Genomic DNA, 11,900 nt, shown 5'->3' with positions numbered 1-11,900 from the left:
CCTTGGTCAGTGCGGTGGCGTGCGTATGCGGACGTCACCGGGCAATAGGAGGGAAACAGGGGTATAAGAACGGGAATCCGGCCAGATCCAGAGGGAACACTAACGGCCGCTCGGCCGCCCGGACCAAGGAAAGTCGCCGACATTAACTCGATACGATGATCGAGCGCGCGCGATGTTTGCGCAGGTACCGGCGGGATTAAGCCCCGATTGACGGCACGTTCCGGCGCGCTGCGGACGGCTTTGCGCGATGCGGACCGACCGGCTGAAGGGCCGTCGAAGTGCCGTACAACCAGGCCGTCGTGGGCCGGTGAGGCGCACGCACACCGCAGCAACCGTCCGTATGCGCAGGGGCAGCCCTGCGTCACGGCGTCGGAAACGCGACACGGCTCCTGCAGGGAGGGGTACCGCTGGGGCGAAACTGCGACTAGTGCGGCTGAGAGGAACGGGACCCGTCATGACCAACAACCAGCACAGCGCGTCGCCAGGCACTCGCTGGGAGCGGGCCGTCGTCGTCGGTGGCGGGTACGCCGGTCTCGTCACCGCCCGCGTCCTGGCCGATCACTTCAGAGAGGTGCTCGTCCTGGAGCACGACCCGGTGCGGTCGGACACGGGCGTGCATCCGCACGTCCCGCAGGGCTACCACGCACACGCGTTGCTCGCCCGGGGCGGCGAGGCGCTGGAGGCGCTCTTCCCGGGGCTGCGTGCGGAGCTCGCGGAACTGGGTGCGCCGGTCCTCGACTACGGCGAGCGGATGAGCTTTCTGCTGCCGACCGGCTATGCGCCGACCGACCCGGTGGGCTTACCCATCCAGACCTTTACCCGCGACGAGCTCGAACGGCGCCTGCGGCAAAGGGTGTTGGCCCTGCCGGCAGTACGCGTGCTCCCGGCGACGCGCTGCGAGACCGTGACGGCGAGTGCCCCCGGCCGGCTGGACCGGGTCCGTTACCGCACCGACGGCGCCGACGGGTCGGCCGACGTCACCGCGGACCTGGTCGTTGACGCCTCGGGTCGCTCCACCTCCGTCGACCGGTGGCTCACCGACGCACGGCTGCCGGTGTCCGCCAAGACCGTCATCAAGGCGAAGATCACCTACACCTCCGCGTGCTACGAACGCCCGCCGCAGGACCGGCAGGACTTCGACATCGCGTACCAGATGGCCTTCGCGCCCGACGTCCCGCGCGGCGGAGTCATCCTTGCCGTGGAGCACCACCGCTGGATGTGCTCGCTGCTCGGCGTCGACGAGCACGTGCCGCCCACCGACGACGAGGGCTACCTCGACTTCGCCCACAGCCTCGGCAACCCCCGCCTCGCCGAACAGATCAAACGCGGCACCCGGCAAGGAGAGATCCACCGCTACACCAACCCCGGCAACGCGTGGCGCCTGCACCACAAGAACGCCCGCTGGCCCGAACGCCTCATCGCGGTCGGCGACTCGCTCTGTGTGTTCAACCCGGTGTACGGCCAAGGGCTCACGGTCGCCGCGCTCGAAGCGGAGCTGCTCGGCCGCCAGCTGCGCCGCCGACGGGCCGACGCGGCCGGACTCGACGGCCTCAGCCGCGCCTACCAGCGCGCCGCGGCCCGTGTCATCAAGGTCCCCTGGACCATGGCCACCAGCTCGGACCTGATGTGGGCACCCGCCGGACAGCCGCGGTCCGCACGCTTCGCCCACTGGTACAACAAGCACGTCTTCGCCCTCGCCGTGCACGACCCGGACGTGTGGGCCCGGTTCGTACGGGTGCTGAACATGACGGCCCCGCCCTCGCTGCTCTTCCGCCCGGCCGTGCTCGCCAAGGTGATACGCCGCGCGCTCACGCGCCGCCCGAGCTGAGACGGCGATCCTCAAGCGTGAACTCGCGGTCGACTGACGTGCGGTGGCGTCAGCGCAGGACCGCCTCGCCCGTGCGGACGGCACGCAGCGCGCGCTCGACGGTCTCCTCGTTCTCGCCGACCGGAGCCACATAGTTGATGACGTCGCGCGCGGCGTCATCGCCGAGCGTCCGGGCCATCACCCACGTGGCGAGATACTGCGAGGCCAGGCAGCCGCCCGCCGTCGCGATGTTCCCCTCGGCATGGAATGGCGCGTCCAGGACGGTGACACCGCAGGCCTCGACAAAGGGCCGGCTCGTCATGTCCGTGCAGGCGGGCATGGAGTTCAGGAGCCCGAGCCGGGCGAGCACCAGCGCGCCGGAACACTGCGCACCGATCAACTGGCGCGAAGGGTCAAGGGGCAGCCTGGAGATCAGCTGGTCGTCGGCGACCACGTCTCGCGTCTTCACGCCGCTGCCGATCAGTACGACGTCGGCCTCGGTCACGAACTCCATGGGGCGCTGCCCGGTTGTCTCGACGCCGTTCATCGACGTGACCACCGGCGTCGGTGTCGTGATGAAGGCCTCCAGGCCGTCCTTTCGGCACCGATTGATCAGCGCGGAGGCGATGAAGCTGTCGAGTTCATTGAATCCGTCAAAGGTGACCACGGCTACCTGCATGGCATCTCCTCGAAGTCCGGAACCGGCCTGGAGGTGCAGATTCTCAGGCGTGTTGCGCCCAGCAACCGGGCCAATCGGCGTCCGGTGGCTCAGTTGTGTCGGCAAACGCTTGACTCTCCATCCGCTGGAGGGATGAGAGTTGGCCTCGTGAGCGACCACACCGAGCTGCTGACCATCGGCGAACTCGCCCGGCGCACCGGGCTTTCCGTGCGGACCATCCGATTCTGGTCCGACAGCGGAGTCGTGGTGCCGACCGGCCGCACGGCCGGCGGCTTCCGGCTCTACGACGCCGATGCGACCGCCCGTCTCGACCTCGTCCGGACCCTGCGCGAGCTGGGCCTTGACCTGGAGACGGTACGCCGGGTCCTTGACAGGCAGGTGACGGTGCGCGATGTGGCCAGGGCGCACGCGCGGGCAGTCGACGCGGAGATCCGCACACTGCAGGCACGGCGCGCGGTCCTTGACCGGGTCGCTCGGCAGGGCAGTACGACCAAGGAGATGAGACTCATGCATGAACTGGCCCGGATGTCCGCCGACGAGCGACAGCGGATCATCGACGATTTTGTCCACGAGACCTTCGACGGTGTCGACCCCGACGCGCCGGGCGCCCACATCGCCCAAGCCATGCGCACCGTACCGAAACACCTTCCCGCCGACCCGACCGCCGAGCAGGTGGACGCCTGGGTGGAGCTGGCCGAGCTGGTCGGCGACGAGCCGTTCCGGGAACGGGTACGCGAGATGGCCCTGGCCGGGGCGCAGGGAGAGCAACAGCCGGCGGGCCCCGACCCGGCGAAGGTCGCGGAGCACGCCGGCCAGGCGGTACGCGAACACGTCGCCCCCGCAACGGCCGCAGGCAAGGAGTTCCTTCACCGCATCGTCGACCCCGGCCTGCCGCCAGCGGAACGCGCCCGGCTGGCCGATCAGTTGGCGACTTTCACCGACCGCAGGGTGGAGCGGTACTGGCAGCTCCTTGCCGTGCTCAACGGTCGGCCGCAGGTCCCCTCGCAGGTGCCTGCGTTCGAATGGCTGATCGCCGCCCTGCGAGCGGAAGATTAGGGGGCGTCGATGATTTTGCCGTTCTTGTCGAGCGTGTGGGTGCGCCAGTACACGTCCCACTTGTCGTCGACCTGCTGCGGCACTTTGCCCTTCGGGTAGCGCACAAATCCCGCCGGCGGCTCGTCCTTGTCCGCGACGCACGCGGAGCCGGTGTCGCCCACGGTCATGACCGGGTACTCGCCGCTGCTGCAGATGTCCTCCTGGTACTCGAAGTCGGAACATCCAGTGACAGCCACGCACGCGGCGGCGCTCACGAGAGCGGCAGCGGGTCGGCTCATCCTGCGGCGCATGGTCACGGTGGTCTCCAGTCGTTCGGCTTGCCTCACTCTCGCCGCCGGGAAGCCGCCGGACCCTGAGTACACGTACTCAGAAGCGCGTGTGCGCATGCTCAACTCGCTTCACTCCGCCGGTATTTGAAATCGGTCAGGACAGCGACGACGACGGTCCCGTCGTGGGAAAGGCCTGTTCCGTCCAGATGGTCTTGCCGGAGCGGGTGTAGCGCGTTCCCCACCGCTGGACCAGCTGCGCGACGATGAACAGGCCGCGCCCGCCCTCGTCGTCGTCGCCGCTGTGGCGCAGGTGCGGTGAGGTGTGGCCCCGGTCCGCGACCTCGCACAGGAGGGTGCGGTCGCGGATGAGGCGTACCTGGATCGGGCCTTCGGCGTACCTGACCGCGTTGGTCACCAGCTCGCTGACGCAGAGCTCGGTCGCGAAGGACAGCTCCTCCAGACCCCAGCGGTGCAGCTGTTGGGTGGCCAGCTCCCGGGCCTGGCCCGCGGCGACCGGTTCCGCGGGCAGTTCCCACTCGGTGACCTGCGAAGGGTCGAGTTCGCGGGTACGGACAAGCAGCAGGGCGGTGTCGTCGGCCGTCGAGCCGCCGGGCAGGAGCTCTGCCACGGCCCGGTCGCAGAGCTCTTCGAGCGACACGTGCCGGTCGCTGAGTACACGTCCCAGGATGTCGAGCCCGTGGTCGATGTCGCGGTCGCGGGCCTCGACAAGGCCGTCGGTGAAGAGCGCGAGCAGGCTGCCCACCGGCAGCTCGATCTCCATCGACTCGAACGGCAGACCGCCGAGGCCCAGCGGCGGTCCTGCCGGCAGGTCCGGGAAGGACAGCCGGCCGTCCGGGTCGACGACCGCCGGCGGCAGGTGCCCGGCCCTGGCCATGACGCAGCGCCGCGACACCGGGTCGTAGACCGCGTAGAGGCAGGTCGCCCCGGTGGTCACATCGGCGTACATGCCGTCGGGCGTTCCCAGCTCGGCCCGCTGCTCCTCCGCCGACTGCGCCACCAGATCGTCGAGCCGCGAGAGCAGCTCGACGGGATCCAGGTCCATCTGGGCGAACGCGCGCACGGTCGTACGCAGCCGTCCCATGGTGGCGGCCGCCTGCAGACCGTGGCCGACCACGTCTCCGACCACGAGTCCGACCCGGGTTCCGGACAGCGGGATGACGTCGAACCAGTCACCGCCGACGCCTGTCACGTCGTCCGTGGGCAGATAGCGGTAGGCCAGGTCGACCGCCGACTGCTCCGGCACGTGCTGCGGCAGCAACTGGCGCTGGAGGGCAAGCGATGCGGTGCGCTCACGGGTGAAGCGGCGCGCGTTGTCGATGGACACGGCCGTACGGGCGACCAACTCGTCGGCCAGCGACACTTCGCCGCTGTCGAAGATGGCCCCGGTGCCGCGTATGAAGGTGACGAGTCCCAGCGTGCTGTTCCCGGCCCGCAGCGGCACTACCAGGACCGAGTCGTCGAGCACGAGCCCGCCCGAGGCGAGGCTGCGGTCCTGCGGTGAACCGGACGGGTACTCCACGGGGGAGTGGCTCACGGAGGGAGCGGGCGCAGGCCCCTCTCCCGGCTTCTCCTGGCCGGCTTCATCGGCCGAGCAGCGGGCGACCCGCACCAGGGACATCGCCGCCGAGCCGCTGGTGGCCGGCACCTCGCCCTCCAGTACGGCCCTCGCGAGGTCGACCGTGACTGTGCTCGCGAACTCCGGCACCGCCACCTCGGTGATCTTCTCGGCGGTGACCATCACATCGAGGGCGGTACCGACTCCGCGGCCCGCCTCGACGAGCAGGGCGAGGCGACGCTGGGCCCTGTAGCGATCGGTGATGTCGAAGGCGTCCTCGCACACCCCAAAGACATGTCCATTGGCATCCTGGAGCCGGTAGTAGGCGCAGGACCAGAGGTGGTCCGTCTCCGGGTCGGTGGGCGGCCTGCCCTGGAAGTGCAGGTCCAGAAAGGGCTCTCCGGTGTCAAGGACGTGCCGCATGACCGTGTCGAGGGTGGGCGGATGCCCCCGGGTCACGAACTTTCCCTCGGAGTACAGCTCATCGGCCCGAGAGCCGCGGAACTCGGCGAGGGGTCGCCCCATCTCCTGTTCGTACGCCGAGTTGCACCAGGTCAGGCGCAGGTCGGTGTCGTAGATGGCCAGGCCTACGGGTGACTGGGTGGCAAGGCCGTGCAAGAGGGACTGCCGGGCTTCCCAGATCCGCAGATCCTGCAGCTCCGTCGCCACGACGACGCGCAACGCCGTGTCGGCGCCCGCCAGCGGACACACCGCGGTGGCGACGGTCAGTTCACGCCCGTCCCGGTGCAGGGCGACGCGGATCTCGTTCCCCCGGAACAGGGGAGGGGGCGGGAGAACGGCGGCCGCCTGGCCGGGCGGCAGGAGAGTGGCCACGGGCTTACCGAGGATCTCCTCCGCCTTGTAACCGAGGAGCCGCTCCGCCGCGGGGCTCCATCCGATGACCGTGTCCTGGGCGTCGACGACCGCCGTGGCCGCCCTGTTGACGTCGAGGGGGCCACGAAAGTCCGAGCTCCGCTCCGCGTTCCATACAGTCATCGCGCCACACCAGCCCCGTTCATCCCCTACAGAATCCGCCGTCCCCGGGGCGGGCACAACCGCTGTACGCCCACCCAACGGAATCCTGAGGCCCCCGCCACCGCGTCATGGCGCGATGTGCGCCCGGGACAGCAGGAGCAGACTGTGCGCCCCTACGGCGATCTTGCTGTCCGCCTTGTGTTCGCTCTCGTCCGAAAGGCCTCGCGGGTCCGAGGTGTCGATCCGTGTGCTCCAGCGTTCGCCGAACGCGGTGCCCGGCAGCTGGAAGACGATCGGCTCCCGGTGGCTGTTCACGAGCAACAGGAAGGAGGTGTCCACCACAGGTCTGCCGCAGGCGTCGGGTTCCGTGATCGCGTCACCGTTGAGGAAGACGCCGATGGCGTGGGCGTCGGGCCGCTGCCAGTCCTGGCGCGTCATCTCGTGCGCGTCGGGCCTGAACCACACCAGATCCGGCAGCGGCCCGGCCCCGTGGGTCGTGTCACCAAGGAAGAAGCGGCGTCTTCGCAACACCGGGTGCTCGGCCCGCAGCGCGATCGCCCGCCGGGTGAAGGCGAGCAGATCACGCCGGTCCTCGTCGAGATCCCAGTCGACCCAGGAGATCTCGCTGTCCTGGCAGTAGGCGTTGTTGTTGCCCAGTTGGCTGCGGCCCATCTCGTCGCCGTGGGCGATCATCGGAATCCCCTGCGAGAGCAGGAGTGTGGCGAGGAAGTTGCGCTGCTGGCGCGCACGGAGCTCCAGGATGCCCTCATCGGCCGTCGGCCCCTCGACGCCGCAGTTCCACGAGCGGTTCGCGTTCTCGCCGTCCCGGTTGTCCTCGCCGTTGCCCTCGTTGTGCTTGTCGTCGTACGAGACCAGATCACGCAGCGTGAATCCGTCGTGCGCGGTGACGAAGTTGACGCTTGCGCGCGGACGGCGACGGTCGTGCTGGTAGAGGTCGGACGACCCGGTCAGCCGGGAGGCGAACTCGGCGAGGGAGTTGTCCGCGCCGCGCCAGAAGTCCCGTACCGCGTCGCGGTACTTGCCGTTCCACTCCGACCAGAGCGGCGGGAAGTTGCCGACCTGATAGCCGCCCTCGCCGACGTCCCAGGGCTCGGCGATGAGTTTGACGCGTCCGACCACCGGGTCCTGCTGGACCAGGTCGAAGAACGCGGAAAGCCGGTCCACGTCGTGGAACTGCCGGGCGAGCGTGGCGGCCAGATCGAAACGGAACCCGTCCACATGCATCTCGGTCACCCAGTAGCGCAGCGAGTCCATGATCAGTTGCAGGACGCTGGGGTGCCGCATCAGCAGGCTGTTGCCCGTGCCGGTGGTGTCGAAGTAGTGCGCCGGATCGCGCTCCGCCAGGCGGTAGTACGAGGCGTTGTCGATGCCGCGGAAAGCGAGGGTCGGGCCGTTCTCGTTGCCCTCCGCGGTGTGGTTGTAGACCACGTCCAGAATCACCTCGAGCCCGGCCGTGTGCAGCTTCTTGACCATCGACTTGAACTCGGTGACCTGCTCGCCGCGCGAGCTGTGCGCCGCGTAGGCGTTGTGGGGCGCGAAGAAGCCGATGGAGGTGTACCCCCAGTAGTTGGACAGGCCGCGGTCGCGCAGGAAGCCGTCCTGCACGTACTGGTGCACCGGCATCAGCTCGACGGCGGTCACCCCCAGCGAGAGGAGGTGATCGATCACGGGCTCGGTCGCCAACCCCCCGTAGGTGCCCCGGAGTTCAGCGGGGACCCCGGGGTGCCTGCGGGTCAGGCCTCGCACATGGGCCTCGTAGATCACGGTCTCGGCGTAGGGGCGCCTCGGCAGTACGTCGCCCTCCCAGGGGAAGGAGGGGTCGGTCACCACCGAGAGCATCGTGTGCGCTGCGCTGTCGGCCGGTTCGGGACCCCGCGCCGCGTGCTCGTAGAGTGCCGCGTCGTTGTCCACCTCCCCCTCGAACGCCCTGGCGTAGGGGTCGAGGAGCAGCTTGGCGGGGTTGCACCGATGGCCCGTGGAGGGTTCCCAGGGGCCGTGCACCCGGTATCCGTAGCGCTGTCCCGGGCCGACACCCGGCAGGTAGCAGTGCCAGACGAAGCCGTCGACCTCGGTGACGGAGACGCTGTCGTGGGTGCCGTCCTCCTGGATGAGGACGAGGTCGACACGGTCGGCGACCTCGCTGAACAGGGCGAAGTTCGTCCCTTCGCCGTCGTAGGTCGCGCCGAGCGGGAAGGGGTGTCCGATCCAGGTGCGCACGCTGCTGCCTCCGTATGGGTGACGCATGGATGAGCGTGGTCGTCGGCGTGTGTCGCGCGTACCGCTCCCATGGACGCGGACGGGCCGCGGCTTCTCCGAGGGGATGCCGCGGCCGTGGCGCGCCGCCACCGTCGAGCGCCGCGTTCAGCCGACGGGCACCGCTTGCGGCAGCGGATCCGACGCCGCGGGCCGCTTCCCCAGCGTGGGGCACAACTCGTCCCGCTGCTCGTCGTGCCCGATCGGGGAGGCGGCCGCGCGCAGAGTGGGCGCGGGCGGGGCGGGGGTCAGCAGGGCGCCGTCGGCGGACCGGGCACGGTGCGAGAACCAGATGATTTTGCCGTTGCTCGCCGGGTAGTTGCCCCAGCCGTCGCTCAGCGCGGCGATCTGCGCCAGATAGCCCTCCGGCCCGCAGTGCGGATGACGAAGGTCGCGTTCGCTGTCGGACACGGCGGTGATGAGGTGCTGGCCGGTCCACCACATCTCGACGACGGTGTGCTTGTCCGTCGCATGCGTCTCGATCGCCTGCAGCAGCACGCTTGCGCAGTGGCTCACGGGTTCGACGAGAACCCCCAGGCCCCAGTGCCGGAGGTGTGCGGCAAGAATGCGCCTGACCTGCCTGACCCGCTGGGGGGTGAGCTCCACCTCGAGGTAGTAGTAGTGGCAGGGGACTGCGGTCTTCATCGCTCTTGACTCCTCTCGGCGAAGCTTCCGACCGGTCGGCTCGTCGAGCCGCCGCCCCGAACACGAAGCGTGCGAGTTGATCGCTCCTGAGTCATTTCAGGGTGGGAGTGCTGCTCCGTTCGTGCAACACGAGCGGCTCGTGCCGGTTGTTGAAGATCCAACAGGACGCTGCGTGCACGGGCGTGCACTATGGGTCAGGAAGTGCGTCCGGCACTTACACCGGTTTGTCGACCCCCTCCGGCGCCAGCCAGGTGCACCGCGAGGGACTCGCGGGAGCAGGAGAAGGTGACCAGCGTGATGCTGCTGCCTGACAAAGCCGAGGTCGCGCGGCACCTGAACCGATACCGGTCCTGGGAGCGGCTGTTGCTGGCCGGTCGCGCCGACCTCGGTGTGCGAAAGCACTTCGAGAACACCGCGTACACGCTGTGCGTCCTGATGGGAGAGCGCACGGCGCGGCTCGCCGCGGAGGCCGCCGAGCGCTATCTCGGCCTGCGGCCGTCGCGTCGGCAACCGGCGGCCATCAGCCCGTGGCCGCCGGCCACAAGTGGCCACGGCCTGCGCCCCGGGCACCGGGGCGTGGCAAAGGAGAGAGCGATGACCCGAGCTCCGCGGACGAGCCCCGCCCCGTCGATGGCCCTCGCCCGGTCGATGGCCTCCGCTCCGTCGACGGGCCCGGCTCCGGATTTGACGGGCCCGGCCCCGGATTCGACGGGCCCAGCTCCGGAAGAGGCTCTGGTCTCCTTCACCGTGCCCATCCTGGACGTCGCCCCGATCGTCGATTGCGGCCGCCGTCCCGCGAAGGCGGTCCCGGGGGAGACCTTCCGGGTGACGGCCACCGTATTCGGCGAGGGCGATGACCCGGTCGGTGCCGAGGTCGTCCTGATCGGCCCGGACGGCCGGGCCCGGCCGTGTGCCCCCATGCGCGAACTGGCCCCGGGCACCGACCGCTGGGGCGCGGATGTGACACCGGACGCCGAGGGGCGCTGGACGTACGCCGTGGAGGCCTGGGCGGATCCGGTGACCGGATGGCGTAGCTCCGCACGGATCAAGGTCCCGGCCGGCATCGACGCCGAAGTGACGCTCGAAGAGGGCGCGCTGCTGTACGAGCGGGCCGCGGGCGGAGTGCCGGACGGCGGGGAGCGCCAGGCACTCCTTGACGCCGCGGAGGCTCTGCGGGACGAGCAGAGCTCGCCCGAGGCACGTCTGGAGGCCGCGCTCGCTCCGTGGGTGGACGAGGTGCTCTCGCGGCACCCGCTGCGTGAGCGCATCACTCGATCGCACGCATTGCCGCTGCTGGTGGAGCGGGAGCGGGCGCTTTTCGGTTCTTGGTACGAGTTCTTCCCGCGCTCGGAGGGTGCCGTCGTGCGCGAGGGCGAGCCCCCGGTCTCGGGGACCTTCCGTACGGCGGCCGAGCGGCTGCCGGCGATCGCGGAGATGGGCTTCGACGTCGTCTATCTGCCGCCGATCCACCCCATCGGGACCACCTTCCGCAAAGGGCCGGACAACTCCCTCTCCTCCGGCCCGCAGGACGTGGGCGTGCCCTGGGCGATCGGCTCCCCGGAGGGCGGGCACGACGCGGTCCACCCCGACCTGGGCACGCTCGACGACTTCGACGCCTTCGTACGCCGGGCAGCCGGCCTGGGGCTCGAAGTCGCCCTGGATTTCGCGCTGCAGTGTTCCCCCGACCATCCGTGGGTGGAGAAACACCCGGAGTGGTTCGCGCACCGGGCCGACGGGACCATCGCGTACGCGGAGAACCCGCCGAAGAAGTACCAGGACATCTATCCGCTGGCCTTCGACCGTGACGTGCCGGGTCTGGTCGCCGAGACCGTACGTCTGCTGCGGTTCTGGATGGACCACGGCGTGCGTATCTTCCGCGTCGACAATCCGCACACCAAGCCCGTCGTGTTCTGGGAGGAGGTGATCGCCCGGATCAACGGCACCGACCCGGACGTCATCTTCCTCGCCGAGGCCTTCACCCGTCCCGCGGTCATGCGGGCCCTGGCCCAGGCAGGCTTCCAGCAGTCGTACACGTACTTCACCTGGCGGAACACCAAGCAGGAACTGACCGATTGCCTGACCGATCTCAGCGTCGAGAGCGCCGCGTACCTGCGCCCCAACCTGTTCGCGAACACCCCGGACATCCTCCCCGGATACCTCCAGGAGGGCGGTCGCCCGGCCTTCGAGGTGCGGGCGGTGCTCGCGGCCACCCTCTCGCCGAGCTGGGGCATCTACGCCGGGTACGAGCTGTGCGAGAACACCGCGGTCGGCGCGGGCAGCGAGGAGTATCTGCACTCGGAGAAGTACCAACTGCGCCCGCGCGACTGGGAGTCGGCCGAGCGTGCGGGCTGTTCCATCGCGCCGCTCATCACCACGCTCAACGGGATCCGGCGGCGCCACAGCGCCCTGCACTCGCTCAGGAACCTCCGTTTTCACCGAACCGACAACGACGCCCTCATCGCCTACAGCAAGCGCGATGGCCAGGACACGGTTCTGGTGGTCGCCAACCTCGACCCTCATCAGGCCCAGGAGGCCACGGTCTCGTTGGACATGCCGGAACTCGGCCTCGACTGGCACGAGACCGTGCCGGTGCGCGACGAGCTCACCGGCGTGACCTAC

At 69.6% G+C, this 11,900-nt stretch carries 8 protein-coding genes; 3 read left to right on the top strand and 5 right to left on the bottom strand.

The genetic code is table 11. The annotated features are described in order from the left end of the window. Nucleotides 1-454: 454 nt before the first annotated feature. Entirely contained in the window at nucleotides 455-1,828 is a 1,374-nt protein-coding gene (locus AB0G47_RS36220; RefSeq protein WP_360778839.1) for an FAD-dependent monooxygenase, read from the top strand. A 49-nt stretch (nucleotides 1,829-1,877) separates the two neighbouring features. Here AB0G47_RS36220 and AB0G47_RS36215 read toward each other — a convergent pair whose 3' ends face one another. Continuing rightward, nucleotides 1,878-2,486: a DJ-1/PfpI family protein gene (locus tag AB0G47_RS36215; protein WP_360778836.1), complete on the bottom strand. Its 609-nt coding sequence runs from the start codon at nucleotides 2,484-2,486 to the stop codon at nucleotides 1,878-1,880. Between the two features lie 147 nt (nucleotides 2,487-2,633). Here AB0G47_RS36215 and AB0G47_RS36210 point away from each other — a divergent pair, with 147 nt between their 5' ends. After that, nucleotides 2,634-3,542 carry a MerR family transcriptional regulator gene (locus AB0G47_RS36210; protein WP_360778833.1) on the top strand — a complete coding sequence of 303 codons (909 nt, stop codon included), beginning with the start codon at nucleotides 2,634-2,636 and terminating at the stop codon, nucleotides 3,540-3,542. Here AB0G47_RS36210 and AB0G47_RS36205 read toward each other — a convergent pair. The 4 genes from AB0G47_RS36205 to AB0G47_RS36190 form a co-directional block, all read right to left on the bottom strand. Further along, the gene (locus tag AB0G47_RS36205; protein WP_360778830.1) at nucleotides 3,539-3,820 is read right to left on the bottom strand and encodes a hypothetical protein; all 282 of its coding nucleotides are present in this window, start codon (nucleotides 3,818-3,820) and stop codon (nucleotides 3,539-3,541) included. The two genes, AB0G47_RS36210 and AB0G47_RS36205, sit on opposite strands and share 4 nt — an antisense overlap. A 145-nt stretch (nucleotides 3,821-3,965) precedes the next feature. After that, nucleotides 3,966-6,383: a SpoIIE family protein phosphatase gene (locus tag AB0G47_RS36200; protein ID WP_360778827.1), complete on the bottom strand. Its 2,418-nt coding sequence runs from the start codon at nucleotides 6,381-6,383 to the stop codon at nucleotides 3,966-3,968. A 105-nt stretch (nucleotides 6,384-6,488) separates the two neighbouring features. Next, nucleotides 6,489-8,627: a glycogen debranching protein GlgX gene (glgX, locus tag AB0G47_RS36195; RefSeq protein WP_360778824.1), complete on the bottom strand. Its 2,139-nt coding sequence runs from the start codon at nucleotides 8,625-8,627 to the stop codon at nucleotides 6,489-6,491. A gap of 117 nt (nucleotides 8,628-8,744) precedes the next feature. Beyond that, nucleotides 8,745-9,281, bottom strand: a complete 537-nt coding sequence (locus AB0G47_RS36190) for a pep a2 (protein ID WP_360778821.1) — start codon at nucleotides 9,279-9,281, stop codon at nucleotides 8,745-8,747. 297 nt (nucleotides 9,282-9,578) lie between these two features. Between AB0G47_RS36190 and AB0G47_RS36185 the strand changes: the two genes are divergently transcribed. After that, the coding region (locus AB0G47_RS36185; protein WP_360779161.1) for a maltotransferase domain-containing protein at nucleotides 9,579-11,900 on the top strand (2,322 nt) is incomplete at its 3' end.

The organism is Streptomyces sp. NPDC021622 (genome assembly GCF_040640795.1).
In the GTDB taxonomy this organism is placed as follows: domain Bacteria; phylum Actinomycetota; class Actinomycetes; order Streptomycetales; family Streptomycetaceae; genus Streptomyces.
This window is presented reverse-complemented; position numbering and strand designations above follow the sequence as displayed.